The sequence below is a fragment of the Methanomassiliicoccales archaeon genome, from assembly GCA_014361295.1.
Classification (GTDB): Archaea; Thermoplasmatota; Thermoplasmata; order Methanomassiliicoccales; family JACIVX01; genus JACIVX01.
Map to the genome: position 1 here is coordinate 591302 of JACIVX010000001.1, position 15916 is coordinate 607217.

Here is a 15916-nt window from a genome sequence, read left to right on the forward strand (position 1 = left end):
CTACCTTCCTGAGGTTATTTCAGATATAGAATTTTCTTTTCAACTCTTCTGGCTGAAATTCCAACTGTCTTACCTTCAGCGGGTCGATCTGACGGATCAATTCAATTTCTTCTCTGGTAGGCATATCCATAATTCTTACATCTGGATGTATGACCGGTCGAAACTCCGTGTTTTCCAAAATCGTCTCGACAGTCGTATCTGGATAGAGATAGCGCAATCGCATCACCTTCGTTTCGGGATCAAAATCGAAAACGCCGAGTTCAGTCACAACCCAGTCAGGACCGTTGCCGACCAGATCGAGATCACGACGGTTCCCGTAGGGCGTCACGTGTCCGACGTTTGTAATGAAATCGCATTTTTCGACGAGCGTGTAGATCACTCTATCCTTCTTTCTCTGAACACGATGCCTCGTCGTCCAGATCGTGTAATTAACGCAATCGGCCGAAAGGTTACAACCACCTGCTCCACCAGGGAATTTTATCTTGCATTTCTCTGGGGTTCCAATCAAACTGACATTTTGATTCCCATACTTGTCGATCTGTGCACCGCTGAAGAAGGATCGATCAAGTTCTCCTCTTTGTGCTAGATCAAAGATCTTGTCGACTGTCACCATCGCGGTCCTGCCCTGAATCATAACCCAATCATTCGTTGTATACGGAAGAAACGGTGGGTTCGGATCGACCGCACTCGAAACACCCCCGAAATAGACCATGTCCTTTGCGTGTGTTAGCTTGGCAAAATACATGGCAACCATCGGGATCGGAGATGAAACCCCGTGAAAAACCGTACTCCTATCTCTGATCGTTCTTGCGACGTTAACAACGAAAAGCTCGTCAATCCCGACCTCAAACCCATTACTCATATGTGAACAACTCCATCCATTTCTCGTGGCTTTCCTTCCACGAAGCTAGTAGCTGCATTTTTGCTTCCCCACCAACTCTCTCAATATAGTCAGCATGCGATTTTACGCCAAAGATGTACTTGTCAAGGTAATTCTTCTTGAAAACCTCAGGCCCAGCCGAAGCTGCCCGCATGTATTCCGCAATATGCGCCCTATCATATGCATAATAGGGATAACAGCTTGTTGGGTGTGCTCCAAACGGAACGTGAACGACCGCGGTGATCTCATAATAAGGAATTGTCGGTCCTATCTTTTTCATTTCCTCTTCTGGCAAAATTTCCTCGGCTGTTACGATAACTTTCTTGGACGCCCTCATGAAGAGAACATCGGCGACATAAGGAGGCTCGATTTTCACGTTACCGTGCACGTCGGCTTTATTAACATGAATGATGGCAACATCAGGTTCGAGGGCTGGCACGAGAATGACTCTTTTGCCTGTGAATGGATCGGTGAATTCCTTGTATTCAGGATGGAATCTGATTTCGTCGCTTCCCTTAATGCTCCTCATAGGCACAAAAGGCATTCCGAATTCTGCGGCACGAAGCTGGTTGATGATCGTGTTACAGCAGCTCTCTTTGATCTTGACAGCGCCGCTCTCGCAAGCACGCCTGTAGTTTGGTGCAAGTCCGAAATCCTGTTCAAAACTCACATGAGTCTCCTCAACAGTCCCGACGATCCCACCACCACAAGCAAGATCTACATCGAACCCATGCGCTGTACCAACGATGTGAAGATTGCGCCGCCCCTGTCTTATGAGTTCGTGCAGCATGGCAATTGGTTCTCTGAGACACAGACCACCGCCAATTGCAACAATGTCTCCGTCCTTGACGATTTTTGCCGCTTCTTCGAGTGTTGTCAGTTTATTTCTCTCAACAAAAATGCCCATTGCCTATCGCTCCAATCGACATCGTTAAAAGTCGAAAGCACTCAAGTTTGGTTATAAAGATTTGCTTCAAAGAATACATGAAAAATGGGGAATTTTGAAAGAGTCGCCCGAAAATACAACAACCATCACCATTGTTCTTCTTCAGGATTTGTGAAGTGTGCCTGCAATGCTTCAAGTTCCCTAGCGATTCGCTGATTCCTGCAAGCCATGCATTCAACTTCTTTGCCGAGCTTGTGCTTTAATCGCACAACCGCTGAATCGATATCGGCGATCGCACCGCATTGACACAGAATCTTCTTACTCGAAAAAGATCCGAACATAACCTCCCTCAGATTGCAGGATTTCTCAAAAGAATAGTCATCTTTTGTAATGGCGTTTGAAGGAAAAGAATTGGTTTCTTGTATTCTCAAATCACTTGTTGGTCTCAACACTCCGACCAACTCAGGTCGAAGTGGAGATCCAATTGCGTCGATAGCCTGAGCTAACCTATCGTTCAACACCATTACATCCGTCCCCCCACGCACAGCGCCTAGCCGATTCTCAATACACTTCCGTGTAAAGTGATCGGCAAAATAGGCCCCTGCAACAAATGATTTCTAAAAAACCATATCGGACATAAAGACTTAAACATTTCCTTAACATATTAAATTCGAAGAAATCTCGAAGAAATCCAGCGTCAGCCAGAGAGCCAGAATCAAATGTCTAGAATGCGAATTTGTGTGCCGAATAATTTAAGAGGATTCATAGAAGCATGAAGTTTTTTGGCGATTCACAATTCTTCCTTCACAGTCGCAAAAGATGCACAGGTGATCGTCCTTCCAACGCCCTCAATCTGCCTGAGTTTATCAATCACGAGAGATCCGATTTCTTCCATCGATTTTCCCCTTACCTTTAGTAATATGTCGTATTCACCCGAAATGAGATGAACTTCCATCACCCCCACTAATCCCGCAATCTGCTGGGCGAGTTCCCTTTGCGAGATTCTTGGGTTTGGCAAGAAGGTGACGAGGATGAATACCAAAATTGGCTCTCCTAGTTTTGAATAGTCGGGAACGATGGTGAAATTGCGAATTAGCCCTTTTTCGCACATCTTCCGGATTCTTTCATGAACTGTCGCCCTTGGCATGTTGACGATCTTCGCAATCGATTTTGTGCTCCTTCTTGAATCCTTTTTCAATTCTTCGAGAATTGCTCGATCTTTCTCATCGATCATAGGATCATAAAATGATAGAGGCAGATTAATCATTTTGGAGGATTCGGAACATTTCGAATTGTGAAAATATTCATACTTTCAGAAAAAAAGAGTTATCTCTTGCTAAGATTATATTTAATCAAGGCGACTTATGTGCGGCTTTCGATCGAACAGACGTGAATGGCTGCACGGAAAACTGGAAAAACTCATGGAAAAGATCGAAAATGATGATCTTCCAATGCATATTAAGGAAGTATATCTTTTTGGTAGCTTCCTTAAAGGAAAGGTAGAACCTCACGATATTGACATTCTCCTCATATATGATTCAGATAGGACAGCAAAAAAATATGAATATATCGATAAAAAAGGTCGCCCGCGATGGCGAATGACAGCTTTGAGAAGATCTCCTTCCAAGTTAAGAGCACATCTTAAGAAAAATGCAGAACGAACTGTCGACCTCTCAATATGTCCATCGCTCGAGGAATTCAAGAAGGATCTCGCAAAAGAACTCGATTGTTGCCTTAAAATTTGGAGCGAAACAGATAGGGACTGGAAAGCAAAACTCAATGATCATTTTCTTCGCGATAGAAAAGTGGATTGATATTAACCCTGACCGGAATGCCGTTTCTGACACTTTGAGAAACGATGCAGAAGTCTTCGAAGATATCGGCGCAGCGACGAAGCTTTGATTCACTGTTAACCTCAGGGGCAATTTTAACATTGATTTCGGTCACACGCAATCTTCCTTTCTCGTTACGCTTCACCGTTGTTCGAACCTCTGCTGCCATCGACTTCAATTCGGCCCTCGCTTTCCTGAGGCAAAATGCTAAGCTTGCGCAGAGGCAGCTCCCAACAGCAGCAGCAAGCAATTTTCCAGCATTTGGATAAGTGCCACTCCCCAGCGGTGCAGGCTCATCGACAATGATATCCGCTATTTTGTCAGATCCAAATCGAACACGGAATTTGTAGTTCTCGATAAGCTCTACACTCAACACAAATTCGGTTTCCTGCATACAAACCACCGATCGTATTAGTGCGAAGATCGTCTACTCGAGTTCAACCTTTTCAAGCTGCTTGAGCACATAAGACCGGATCTCTTTCGGCGACCTTTCTTCGTAAACCCTCTTACCATCGAGAATGATTGGAATTTCCGCTAATCGCATCTCATCCTGGCATCTTGCGCACTTCGGAACCTCTTCTTTTGATGCCGTGACCTCATATTCAAGACAATGATCACATCTGAACAGATACTTTCTTCCGCCATATTTCCCGCGCTTCGCTACTGGTCGACCATCTTTTTCAACAATGTCCATGGCAAAATCGATCGTTCTCGCATTGCTGATACTCGTTCCGACGCCGAATCCATCCGCGCCAGCTGCCACAAGCGAGGGGATTACCTTTTCGTCGATCCCTCCTGAGACGATGATCTTGACATGCTTGTATCCTCTGATATCCATTTCCCATCGCACTTCTCTGATCAGCTCAGGGAACGATCCTTTTCTTGAGCCAGGCGTATCAAGACGAACTGCCCATAGTTTCTTTATTGACTCACAAGCCATGATAGCCTCTTCTTTCTCGTCTGAGTAAGTATCGATCAGAGCGACGCGCGGAATTCTTTCATCAACAACCTCATCGAACGCTTTGAAAGCCGTTCTTTGGTCGCCGAACATGATGATCAAGGCGTGGGGCATTGTTCCACGCGGTTCCTCACCAATGGTCTCCGCTCCGAGAAGCGATGAAACGGCATCGCATCCTCCGATGAAGGCTGCTCTATCAATAGCGGGGCAGATCGCAGGATGCATCCGCCTGATGCCGAAAGAGATGACGAATCGATTTCCAGCAGCTTTTTTACAACGTGCTGCCATCGTAGCGATGCCACTCGAGTGGCACATTAAGCCAAGCATTGGTGTCTCGTAAATGCAATACTCCGAATACGGACCGTTGATTGTGAGAACAGGTACCCTAACACCTCTCGTTGTGCGCGCTCTGAAAACTGTTCCTTCTGGAATACCCCACAAATCGATTTTTTTGCCTTCCATCAACCTAACGATTTCCTCCAGCCCGCAGAAAACTCCCCACTTCCAGTTGTTGGGAAGGTCACCTGCTGTAAACTCGGAGAGAGCATACTGACTCAGCATCCCTTTTGCTTTGAGGACTTCCATTGTTCTCGTGAAATATACGTCGGTTGTCAAGCCTTCGAGAATTTCTTCATCAGAGGCTGAAAAGAATTTCTTCAGGCGATCACCCTTTCCAAATCCCAAATTTCCGCGCGATACAGTCTCCTCATTTCGTCAAGCGCTTTTTCCTGAATTTCGTCGGAAATCGTTTGGACGCATTCTTTTGGAATGATGATCTTATAACCTCTGAAGAAAGCGTCAGCTGCCGTGTGGCGAACACAGATATCCGTTGTCACGCCGACGATGATGACTTCATCAACACTATGCCGTTTGAGGACGCTGTCCAATTCTGTATTGAAAAAGGAACTGTACGTTGATTTTTCGATTACATGGTCGCCCTTCTGGATGTTCAAATCAGGAATGACTTCGGAACCTGATGTTCCTTTCATCGCATGTTCGCCCCAAATCTTCATCTCGGGATCATCAGTTTTATGGGCATCTCTCGTAAAAATGATGAGATAACCTTTCGTGCGAGCAGTTTCAAGAAGTCTAGATATGGAGGGTATGATTCCCCTTGCCCTCTCACTCCCAAATTTACCATAAACAAAATCGTTGATCATATCGACAACAATAACAGCTCTTGTCAAACCGATCACCGACATGATTAATCAACGACAATCGTTAATATTTTTTCGCAATTCATCTCAGAGAGTCCTTCGACTTTCTGATCGCATCAACGCCGAGGAATCTTGATCTGGAGCCAAGCAACTCTTCGATCAGGAGCAGACGATTATACTTTGCCGTTCTCTCCCCTCTTGCGGGAGCGCCCGTTTTTATCTGGCCGCACCCGAGTGCAACCGCAATATCCGCAATCGATGTGTCTTCTGTTTCACCAGATCTGTGACTGACGACGACATTGTAGCCCGATCTGAAAGCGAGATTCGCTGCTTCAAAAGACTCGGTGATCGTACCGACCTGATTAACTTTGAGGAGCAAGGCATTTCCAGCTCCTTCAGTTATACCCCGTCCGAGACGTTCGACATTCGTAACAAAAATATCGTCGCCGACGACCTGAACAGAATTTCCAATTTTCCGTGTTAGCCTTGCCATTGTTCCAAATGAGTTTTCCTCAACAGGGTCCTCCAAGCTAATAATAGGATATCGCGAGACAAGAGATTCATAGAACTCGACAATCTCGTTGTCGTCGAATCTCTTACCATCAAATTCATAAAACCCATTGAAAAAGAATTCACTGGCTGCAGAATCGACCGCGAGATAAACATCCTTTCCTGGCACATATCCAGCAGAGTCGATTGCTTTGATGAGTACGTCGAGTGCTTCATTCGTTGTGTTAAGCGGCGGCGCGAATCCACCCTCATCGCCAACATTGATCGCCACACTCCCATACCTATTCTTCAATAGCGACCGAAGGGAATGATAAACTTCAGCACCTGCCCTCAGCGCCTCTGAAAAGCTTCTCAGACCTGCTGGAACGATCATAAATTCCTGGATTCGCAAATTTCCACCAGCATGTTTCCCCCCGTTGATGATGTTCATTAACGGCACTGGTAATATATTGCTTCCTTTTCCCAGATATTCATGGAGTTCCACGCCTGTGACCATGGCCCCGGCTTTTGCGCATGCCAGAGAAACAGCCGTAATAGCATTGCCTCCCAGATGGGATTTGTTCGGGGTACCGTCGAGATCGATAAGAAGGCGGTCAATGTCACACTGACAGGTTACATCCATGCCTTCGAGACGCGGTGCAATGATCTTATTAACATTCTCAACAGCTTTCAAAACGCCCTTGCCATCGTATCGACGCCCGCCATCGCGCAGTTCAACGGCTTCATGCGTCCCAGTCGAAGCACCAGATGGCGCAGCCGCCCTCGCCGCACAGCCTCTCGTCCTTACTTCAACCTCAACCGTTGGATTACCTCGAGAATCGAGTATTTCTCTCGCTGAAACTCTGACAATTCTTGAATCGATCATTCGGATCCTCCGCAGCGCTTTTAATCCCTAAGCAAAATCATTCACTTAATAGGTTTCGAAACTATTCTTCCATCGCATCGATAATCTCCATGTTCCTTTCTAGCAGTGCAAGTTCCCGTGCATCGAAAGCTCGTGGGTCGATCGAGATAAGTAGTCTTGATTTATATTCCATAACTGCTTCCGTGACATGATGAATCATCCTTAAGGTTTTATTGAAGTCGTTGCTGATAACGAGAAACTCAATCCCATCAATAAGAACAATACTCTCCCCGCTTTTCTCGATAAACCGAATGATCGTATCACTCAGAATGCTGATGTTTGTGGGATTGATGTAAACCTTACCTACCTGATTGCTCAGCCAGATAATCGGCGTCTTTTCCAAACCCCACGTCTTTCTTATGATTTCGGGATGCTGTCTTGAAATACATAATCCCTGTATGTTGTGTCTGACCTGGTCGACGAAAATCTCGAATGATTTCTTCGGCTTTTTTTCCTTGACCAGATAGCTAAATCCCTTCTTAAGCTCGTAGCGCATCGCAGAACTCGTTGGCTTTTCCATTCCGCTCGGGATCTGACGTGCTCCGCGCAACTTTCCAAAAAAGCCGATCTTTTTCTTTGATTCTTTCTCTGCTTCCTGGATCAGAACCTCTGGTGTTTCTTCGAAAACAGCTTTCAGTCTATCTGCGAGTTCCTTATTGTTAAATGGTTTTCTAATATAGCCCGTCACAACGTCTTGCAGACCGAAAATATCCGTGCTGACATCGGTCGTCGCTGTTAGCATAATGACCTTTGTCTGGTTTGTGATTCCCTTTTGCTTTAATTCCCTAAGAACACTCCAACCATCAAGATCGGGCATGGTGATATCTAAGAGAATGAGATCCGGCTTCTCCGATTCCGCTTTAGCCAAACACTCTTTTCCTCCTGTTGCAGTTATCGGTTGATATCCTGCAGAAGACACTAGCTCGGAAACAACTTCCAGTACTGCTGGATTATCGTCCGCAATGAGAATTTTCTTGATCCTAACCGCCTCCTCGATAATCGGGCCCGTACCTACGAGGATGATTCTGTTTAGAGATCACTAACTGCCGTTAAAAATTTTATCTCTGACGCCAAAATGATTCACGAGGGCTCCGATATCTGCGCAAAACATCGTAAAATTCCTTGAAAATAAATCGCGACTTCTTGATCTCACGCCAAGTAACTTCAAGCCTTCTTCTTACTTTCCTTGGATTTAACACGAAGGCCACTATACCCACATCGTCTGCACCTTGTTGCCCTTATTGCATTTCGTGCGTAACATTTCATGCAAATCTTTTTGTTGAGGAGCCTTTCCTCAGCCTCTTTGAAGCGCGCCATAATGGTCTCGGACGATGAATATGAAGGGACTATAAATAGCTTCTGAACTTTTTCCTTCAGCAATTGTATTGTTGCGGGAAACAGATCTCAGTAAATGTTAACAGATATGTATTTTACCGAATCCACACCGAGTTTTGAAATTTCTTTTGCCTCATCGGATAAACTAAGTGGATTTCAAAGGAAGTAAATTCATTGAGATTTTGAAATTCCGCATCAATCTGCATCCGTCGCGCCTATTAATATGAGAGTTGATCGTTCCAACCAATCTTTCAGAGGCGTCCAGGGCCGAGATCGACCGTTAATCATTTGATCCAATTTTGCCAACAAGAACGAGATGTGCAAGGAGGGATTCGAGCTGTATCCTTTCATTACTACCCTCAACAATCCTGAATTCAATTTCTCCAGTCTTGTCGATCAACCGAACTTTTTCAATTTCGGGTATCTGCAGATCAAAGAAGGTTCTGTGAATCTGCTTGATGATATCTTCGCCCGACAAACCATACTGAACCATGAGTTCGTCGAGGAGATTCCGGGCCTCCATGAAGTCACCAGCAAGGGCGGTCTCGAGCAGATGCCTGACTTCTTCGGGTCTTGCCATTCCTGCAGTCTGATAGATGATATCAACCGTTACATCCTTGCTGATTGAGGCCGCCACCTGCAGGGAATTGATCGCTTTCCTCATATCCCCCTGCGCGATGTGGGCAATTGCATCCAGAGCGTCGTCCGTGATTTTAAGCACTTCATTCTTCGCGATGATCTTCAAGTACTTCTTTACATCTTCAGCCTTGAGTGGACGAAATCTGAAGACTGCACATCTCGACTGTATCGGTTCAATGATTTTTGAGGAGTAATTGCACGAAAGGATGAAACGGCAGGTCTTGCTGTATCGTTCCATCGTTCTTCTTAGCGCGGCCTGTGCTTCTGGCGTCAGTGCATCCGCTTCATCGAGAAATATAATCTTGAAACTCGCATCGCCAATTGGTGCGGTTCTAGCAAATTCTTTGATTTTCCCTCGAACGACCTCGATTCCTCTCTCATCGGAAGCATTGAGTTCAACGAAATTCTCTCGCCAGGCATCACCAAAGAGCTCCTTTGCAAGGGCGATCGCACACGTCGTTTTCCCTGTACCTGCTGGACCAGCAAAGAGTAAATGAGGTAGATTGCCAGATTCAGAATAAGACTGCAGTCGCTCGACGATCTCTTGCTGACCGATAACTTCCTTCAGCGACTTCGGCCTGTACTTCTCGATCCAAATTTCTTTCATCTGCGCCCCTACCCAATCAAAAATATCTACAATAACTAATACTTTTGCTAGGGTCAATTAAAACTCAAAAGATATGGTGGGAACTAGACCAATCATTGCTTTGAGAGCGAAAATTAGGCGATTCCCATTTCCACTTTAAATGGCCGACCCTCTGAATATATCGATTTGTAATAATATTCCTCTAAGCAGGTGATCCCTTCGTCGAGTCCTTCGTTGAGTCATGGATCCATCGATCAATCAAAGTTTCACTTCCTTCTTGAAAAAGGAGACAGTTTTTCCCTCGGATTTCTCGCAATATTGATAATTCTTACCTGGTCCTTGAAAAATATCTAGATGACTGCATTTAATCGAGGGTATACCAACTCAACTGTATAATTTTGCAAAAATATGTTCTTTATCGGATTTCAGCACAGCCCGTTTAATATGTCGCATGAGAAGATTTTTAAACGGGTGGTTTCTTGACAAACTGTGGCTCGATGTTCAAAATGCAATAAAAAAGCGATAACATTTATTCGATATAATGGCACGCATCTCTGCAAAGATCATTTCATTGAATATGTTGAGAAGAGAGTTAAAGCTGAAGTAAGAAAGCAGATCGATTTGGACCGCGTGAAACATGTGTCAGTTGCTCTCTCCGGAGGCAAAGATAGCACAGTTGCGTTGTCCACATTGAAGAATATACTTCATGTCAGAAAAGATATCACATTGAGCGCGATAACAGTTGACGAGGGAATCGATGGATACAGGCCACTCACACTTTCTAGAGCCAAAGAATTGACGAAATCACTTGAAGTGCCTCATTTCATCGTTTCCTTCAGAAACGAATTCGGTATCGACATGGATGGGATTGCAAAATCTGTGAAGAAGAGAACACCTTGCTCATATTGTGGCGTGCTGAGGAGAAGATGCATAAATAGAATTGCAAAGCAAGAAGGGGTTGATGTGATCGCCACGGGACTTAATCTGGATGACACGGCTCAATCGATCCTTATGAATTTCACAAGGGGCGATATTGAGAGACTCGCAAGACTCGGTCCCCATGTCAAGATTCAGCCGGGTCTCGTTCCACGGATTCAACCACTGAGATCCATCCCAGAAAAAGAAAATTATCTGTATGCGTTGCTTAAAGAATTACCGTTTTCAGATGATGAATGCCCCTACGCTGAGAGAGCTCTAAGAAATGAATACAGAGAGATCATCAACAAGTTGGAAGACAGAAGCCCAGGAACGAGGCACGCGATTCTTTCAAGCTATGACGCAATCCTGCCAGCACTTCGAGATCTCTTCCCACCCGCCTCGATGAAAGAATGCAGATGCGGTGAGCCTACGATTAACGGAAAATGCATGACATGTGAACTACTTGAGGAGATTAGGAAGGAAATGACCTAGAAAAGATCTCTGTACGCGTAGGCTTCTTGGCCTTCCCCAAAACAGTAACGGATTTTCGTGAAACTTTTCTTTAATTCCTTGACCTCCGCCTTCACGGCTTCTGGCTTAGCCTTTTTCGCAGCGACTTTCCAGATCAATTTCGCAATCTCCTTCATTTCGCTTTCACGCATGCCAACTCTCGTTAATTCCTGAGTGCCGAGCCTGATTCCACTTGGCCTCAGCGGACTTTCGTCGCCAGGCAACAAGTTCTTATTCGTGATAATGTTCGCCAATTCGAGATCCCTGGCGACCCGCTCGCCTCCACCGAATTTCGAAACGTCGACGGCCAAAGTGTGAGACTCGGTGAACCCCAAATGAGGACAAAGTACATCCATACCTAGTTCATATAGTGCTTCGCCAAGTGCCTTTGCATTTCTAATCGTTTGCTTCGCGTATTCTGCACCAAAAGCCTCTTCTTCAGCGAGCGTCACGCCCAATGCTGCCATCGCGTGTAGGTGATGACTGCTTGTTACGCCTGGAAACACCGCCCTGCGGATTTTCTTCTCCATCTCCTCGGTAATTCCTTCCGCAAGAATGATCCCGTGATTCGGTCCTGGGAAAGTTTTGTGAGTGCTTGCTGTGATGACATGAGCACCCTCACGCAACGGGTCCTGAAATTTCCCGCCCGCGATGAGACCAAGAACATGAGCTCCATCGTACCAGACGACGCATCCGATCTCCTGGAAAACATCATTCAATTCTTTCAGCGGCGCGGGGAACAGAAAGAGAGACAAACCAAATTGGGCAACGACTGGTCTGGTTTCCAGCAGCAATTTTCTCGTTCCGTCGATATCGATGTTCATATCCTTCGCATTCCAAGGATATTCAACAGTTCTCAACCCCCTCAATCCCACGGCACCGAAAGGAGCCATTGAAATATGAGCACCGTTTGCAAGGGCACATGATGAGATGAGATCCCCTGGTTTAGTCAACGCATAAATTATGGCCAAATTGGCAACAGTTCCTGAGATTGGACGAACATCGACGAATGAACACTTGAAGAGTCTCTTGGCAATTTCCATTGATTTGAGTTCAACACGATCAACAAATTCGTTACCCTGGTAGTACCTCTTGCCAGGCATACCCTCAGCATATCGCCCGTGAAAGTCAGAAATCATCATCTCCTGAGCAAGAGGACTCATGATATTTTCCGATGCGATCATCGGAAGAGATTCCTCAAACCATTTACAATGTGCTTTTACTTGTTCGCGTATCCAGAATGCATCTTCCTTCATAAGGTCACGACACGAGATAATAAATCTCTATAAAAAACATATTGGTAAATGTTAGCATGATACCTTCAAAGAATGAAAGCAATTTTTCGTTTTTATCCTGGTTCTCAATCCCTGATCAGGTGATTTGGTAAATTACTCTTCAACTCACTGATCGAATGAATGGGCGTCGGGTCGATGCCTTTCAGCATGGCTAGGTAGTAACTGACAAAATCACCCAGCGCGATTCCATGCAGGATGCAGCTCAATGTGTCTTCCCCTGGGATGTCGACGGTTACTGCATTCGAATTCCTCCTTTCAAACATTCTGATAGTGACATCGATCATCGTGGACAGAACCGAATCTGTTGAGAAACCCCGGAGGAAAACAGGAAGGCAGTCGGGACCATATTCACCTTCCAGCCAGCCAACAATTTGATTGTGGTTCATTTCTGGAATTTCACCATGAAAAGCTAACATCTTCGCATTTTCGTTGATCTGGCTTTGCCAGCGGGCGGCAATTGCGCGGAGATTCCTCTGCGCGCAGATTACTGGAACGTGCCTATAAAGTCGTTTGGCGAGTCTCTTCGCCTCATTTGAAGTTGAAGGAATTTCAGGCGAGCATTCCCTCACATACGACTCCAACTCCCTCAATTTCCTCCTCAACTCAGATACGATGGATGCGATTCCTTCACGATCAAGGACGATCGCTATTGCTCCGAGCAGATAGCCGATCGCAGCTCTCGGCATAATGTTCTTTGGCAATTCTAAATGCTGAACATTTAGAGATAGACAACTCTCCATCAATTTTCCACCGGATGTGACGCAGACGATTTTGCATCCTCTTCGGAGTGCATCTCTGAACGATGCTAGGGTTTCAACTGTATTGCCAGAATAGCTTACTACAATGACGAGCGTATCTTTTCTAACCCATTTAGGAAGGTGAGTTGATCGTATGACGAAAACTGGTGATGCCGAAACATCAAAAAGGTATTCAGAGAGAATGTCACCAGCAATCGCAGATCCGCCAACACCACAGATGCAGACATCCTCAACACCAAAAGGTTCATAACTGCCAGATGAGTCAAGAATGGTTCTCAATTGATTTGGGAACTCAAGAATATATTTGATCATCTTCGATTGATCAATGCGGGTCATCCGTGGAATATCATCAAGCTCTTCGTGCATCACTCGTATAATTGTTGTTATAATTAATTACATGCACGCTGAACACTTGTGCTTCCGCCAATTGTGCGACTATAAATGTGAACGATAGGAAAAATATTGAGAGAGAAGAAGAGTCGCAGGGATAAGTTGCCTGTGCGAAATGAATATCGACAATGACTGGCAATTATGATCTTTAAATTGGCTCATATTACTAATAAATTGGTAACTACAAAAGAAATAATACCAGTCCTAATTATCAGTTGAATCCGATCCACCATGTTCGAAAATGTGACTAGAGCTCTTCAGGATTTACGTGACGGGAAAATCATTCTCATCTATGATGCAGATAACAGAGAAAGAGAGACGGACATGGTTATCGCTTCGGAAAAAGTCACACCAGAGATTATCAGGACGATGAGAAAGGATGCCGGCGGACTGATATGCACAACGGTACACAATGACATTCGAGAGCTCATCGAAATCCCATACCTCGCCGACGTTTTTAGCGATATTTCAGATCGCTACCCAATCTTTTCACAGCTCAGTCCGAATGATATTCCATACGATACGAAATCAGCGTTTTCAATCACCATTAACCATCGGAATACTTTTACGGGGATAACAGACAGGGACAGGGCTCTTACGATTTCTGAATTCGCAAAGTTCGCAAGGCGCGCGCTCACAACGGAAAACGGATGGGCAAAGGAGGAATTCGGACGACTTTTCAGAGCGCCTGGTCACGTGTACCTCCTCAATGCTCGAAAAGACCTGCTCGTCTCGAGGTTCGGTCATACCGAGCTTGCGACTGCAATGACCGTTATGGCCGGTGTTGTACCGACTGCAACAATATGCGAAATGATGGGTGATGACGGGAATGCTCTTCCAAAAGAGCGGGCAAAAGCATATGCGAGAGAGCATGGATTGGTATTTCTTGAGGGAAAAGAGATCATCGAAGCGTGGCGATCCGGTGCGTGGTCACGATGACACGCGTCATGGCAACGGGCGTCTTCGATTTGTTACACGTCGGCCACCTTCATTATCTCAACGAGGCTAAAAGACTGGGAGACGAATTGGTTGTCGTAGTTGCCACCGACTCCACGGTGAGAAAAAGGAAGCATGAACCTGTGACTCCAGAGACGCTAAGGCTTGAGCTGATCAGGGCTTTAAAACCGGTGGACAGGGCTGTCATCGGACACGAAGGTGACATATTCAAAATCGTTGAGGAGATCAAGCCAGATATCATAGCGCTTGGATACGATCAGGAATTCGATGAAGGTCAACTTCAAGAGGAACTGGCTCGGAGGGGCATCAAAGCGAAAGTCGTTCGATTATCGAAATACGAAGACGATCTCAATGGAACAAGAAAGATTATCCAGAAGATAGTTGACTGGTATACATTCAAAAAAACGATCGAAAAAACGGAGAGGGATCATGAAGATCATCGGGATCGCTGATACGACTTTTGCCCGATACGATATGGGTGCGAGTGCTATCGATGAACTTAAGAAGGCAGGTACGGGATTCAAAATTGTCCGCTATACCGTGCCTGGCATTAAGGATCTGCCAGTTGCATGCAAGAAACTCTTTGATGAACAGAAATGCGATATCGTCATTGCGCTCGGCATGCCAGGTGGCAAACCAATTGACAAGACATGCGCTCATGAAGCTTCCCTTGGCCTGATCCAATGTCAGTTACTCACGAACAGGCATATAATCGAAGTATTCGTGCACGAGGACGAGGCACCCGACGAAAAAACACTTGCATGGCTAGCCGATAGGAGAGCAAGGGAGCACGCCCTGAACGCGTACAATCTTCTTTTTAGACCAGAGGTTCTTATGAGAAATGCTGGTAAAGGTTTGAGACAGGGCTACGAAGATGTTGGCCCGCTGAAGGAGTGATGAGTGATGAAGAAATTCAACATAGGGATAGTTGTTTCTGAATATAATTTTGACATCACATCGATGATGCTGGAAAGGGCGAAGGAACACGCGAAATTTTTGGATGTCAATATCGCAAAAATCGTGACGGTTCCGGGTGTCTTTGACATGCCACTTGCGATCAAGAAGATGATCCAGGAAAAAGACATTGATGGAATCGTGACGATCGGCGCCGTCATTGAAGGCGAAACCGAGCATGATGAAGTCATCATGCAGCAGGCTGCCAGAAAAATCGCCGATCTTGCACTTGAATACGATAAGCCAGTAACGCTCGGGATCAGCGGTCCAGGAATGACAAGGCTCCAGGCTGAAGAGCGCATTGAAAAAGCAAGAGAGGCTGTGGAAGCGTGCGTTAAGCTGCTCAAGGCCCTTTCCTAATTTTTTTCTTCTCTTACAAATTTTTTCTTAATTTCGGAGAATGATACATAAACTTCGTAAGAAAAATCCGCTAATAGCGCCGCATGT

General features: G+C 45.4%; 19 protein-coding genes. 6 read left to right on the top strand and 13 right to left on the bottom strand.

Annotation, left to right across the window (positions count from 1 at the left end; genetic code table 11):
- Nucleotides 1-19 precede the first annotated feature (19 nt).
- From H5T41_02955 to H5T41_02970, 4 genes are all read right to left on the bottom strand, one after another.
- Nucleotides 20-862, bottom strand: a complete 843-nt coding sequence (locus tag H5T41_02955; protein ID MBC7107740.1) for an acyl CoA--acetate/3-ketoacid CoA transferase subunit beta — start codon at nt 860-862, stop codon at nt 20-22.
- Nucleotides 855-1787 (bottom strand): CoA transferase subunit A, encoded by a 933-nt coding sequence (locus H5T41_02960; protein MBC7107741.1) that lies wholly within the window; start codon nt 1785-1787, stop codon nt 855-857. The genes H5T41_02955 and H5T41_02960 overlap by 8 nt, the downstream gene beginning before the upstream one ends.
- A 125-nt stretch (nt 1788-1912) precedes the next feature.
- Nucleotides 1913-2290 carry a hypothetical protein gene (locus H5T41_02965; GenBank protein MBC7107742.1) on the bottom strand — a complete coding sequence of 126 codons (378 nt, stop codon included), beginning with the start codon at nt 2288-2290 and terminating at the stop codon, nt 1913-1915.
- 266 nt (nt 2291-2556) lie between these two features.
- A complete protein-coding gene (locus tag H5T41_02970; GenBank protein MBC7107743.1) occupies nt 2557-3000 on the bottom strand; it encodes an Lrp/AsnC family transcriptional regulator in 444 nt (147 codons plus the stop codon).
- A 187-nt stretch (nt 3001-3187) separates the two neighbouring features.
- Here H5T41_02970 and H5T41_02975 point away from each other — a divergent pair, with 187 nt between their 5' ends.
- Entirely contained in the window at nt 3188-3580 is a 393-nt protein-coding gene (locus H5T41_02975) for a nucleotidyltransferase domain-containing protein (GenBank protein ID MBC7107744.1), read from the top strand.
- Here H5T41_02975 and H5T41_02980 read toward each other — a convergent pair.
- The 7 genes from H5T41_02980 to H5T41_03010 form a co-directional block, all read right to left on the bottom strand.
- A complete protein-coding gene (locus H5T41_02980) occupies nt 3543-3992 on the bottom strand; it encodes an OsmC family protein (GenBank protein ID MBC7107745.1) in 450 nt (149 codons plus the stop codon). The genes H5T41_02975 and H5T41_02980 overlap by 38 nt on opposite strands.
- A 33-nt stretch (nt 3993-4025) precedes the next feature.
- Complete coding sequence (locus H5T41_02985) at nt 4026-5216, bottom strand: nicotinate phosphoribosyltransferase (protein ID MBC7107746.1); 1191 nt, start codon at nt 5214-5216, stop codon at nt 4026-4028.
- On the bottom strand, nt 5213-5758 hold the full coding sequence (locus tag H5T41_02990; protein MBC7107747.1) for a cysteine hydrolase: 546 nt from the start codon (nt 5756-5758) through the stop codon (nt 5213-5215). The genes H5T41_02985 and H5T41_02990 overlap by 4 nt, the downstream gene beginning before the upstream one ends.
- Before the next feature lie 37 nt (nt 5759-5795).
- The gene (eno, locus tag H5T41_02995) at nt 5796-7088 is read right to left on the bottom strand and encodes a phosphopyruvate hydratase (protein ID MBC7107748.1); all 1293 of its coding nucleotides are present in this window, start codon (nt 7086-7088) and stop codon (nt 5796-5798) included.
- Nucleotides 7089-7149: 61 nt separating this feature from the next.
- Complete coding sequence (locus H5T41_03000) at nt 7150-7995, bottom strand: DUF835 domain-containing protein (protein ID MBC7107749.1); 846 nt, start codon at nt 7993-7995, stop codon at nt 7150-7152.
- A 296-nt stretch (nt 7996-8291) separates the two neighbouring features.
- Nucleotides 8292-8444 carry a 50S ribosomal protein L40e gene (locus tag H5T41_03005; protein MBC7107750.1) on the bottom strand — a complete coding sequence of 51 codons (153 nt, stop codon included), beginning with the start codon at nt 8442-8444 and terminating at the stop codon, nt 8292-8294.
- Between the two features lie 298 nt (nt 8445-8742).
- Nucleotides 8743-9708: a replication factor C small subunit gene (locus H5T41_03010; protein MBC7107751.1), complete on the bottom strand. Its 966-nt coding sequence runs from the start codon at nt 9706-9708 to the stop codon at nt 8743-8745.
- 468 nt (nt 9709-10176) lie between these two features.
- Here H5T41_03010 and H5T41_03015 point away from each other — a divergent pair, with 468 nt between their 5' ends.
- Nucleotides 10177-11097: a TIGR00269 family protein gene (locus tag H5T41_03015; GenBank protein ID MBC7107752.1), complete on the top strand. Its 921-nt coding sequence runs from the start codon at nt 10177-10179 to the stop codon at nt 11095-11097.
- On the opposite strand, the gene H5T41_03020 is transcribed toward H5T41_03015, so the two are convergent.
- Both H5T41_03020 and H5T41_03025 read right to left on the bottom strand, forming a co-directional pair.
- Nucleotides 11094-12371 carry a serine hydroxymethyltransferase gene (locus H5T41_03020; protein ID MBC7107753.1) on the bottom strand — a complete coding sequence of 426 codons (1278 nt, stop codon included), beginning with the start codon at nt 12369-12371 and terminating at the stop codon, nt 11094-11096. The genes H5T41_03015 and H5T41_03020 overlap by 4 nt on opposite strands.
- 104 nt (nt 12372-12475) lie before the next feature.
- The gene (locus H5T41_03025; GenBank protein ID MBC7107754.1) at nt 12476-13534 is read right to left on the bottom strand and encodes a bifunctional phosphoglucose/phosphomannose isomerase; all 1059 of its coding nucleotides are present in this window, start codon (nt 13532-13534) and stop codon (nt 12476-12478) included.
- A 255-nt stretch (nt 13535-13789) separates the two neighbouring features.
- On the opposite strand from H5T41_03025, the gene ribB reads away from it, so the two are divergent.
- From ribB to H5T41_03045, 4 genes are read left to right on the top strand one after another with little or no spacing between them, the layout of a single operon-like run.
- Nucleotides 13790-14497: a 3,4-dihydroxy-2-butanone-4-phosphate synthase gene (gene ribB, locus H5T41_03030; GenBank protein ID MBC7107755.1), complete on the top strand. Its 708-nt coding sequence runs from the start codon at nt 13790-13792 to the stop codon at nt 14495-14497.
- Nucleotides 14494-14967: an FAD synthase gene (locus tag H5T41_03035; protein MBC7107756.1), complete on the top strand. Its 474-nt coding sequence runs from the start codon at nt 14494-14496 to the stop codon at nt 14965-14967. The genes ribB and H5T41_03035 overlap by 4 nt, the downstream gene beginning before the upstream one ends.
- Complete coding sequence (locus tag H5T41_03040) at nt 14945-15412, top strand: riboflavin synthase (protein MBC7107757.1); 468 nt, start codon at nt 14945-14947, stop codon at nt 15410-15412. Before H5T41_03035 ends, H5T41_03040 begins: the two co-directional genes overlap by 23 nt.
- Before the next feature lie 6 nt (nt 15413-15418).
- A complete protein-coding gene (locus H5T41_03045; protein ID MBC7107758.1) occupies nt 15419-15829 on the top strand; it encodes a 6,7-dimethyl-8-ribityllumazine synthase in 411 nt (136 codons plus the stop codon).
- The last annotated feature ends 87 nt before the right edge of the window (nt 15830-15916 follow it).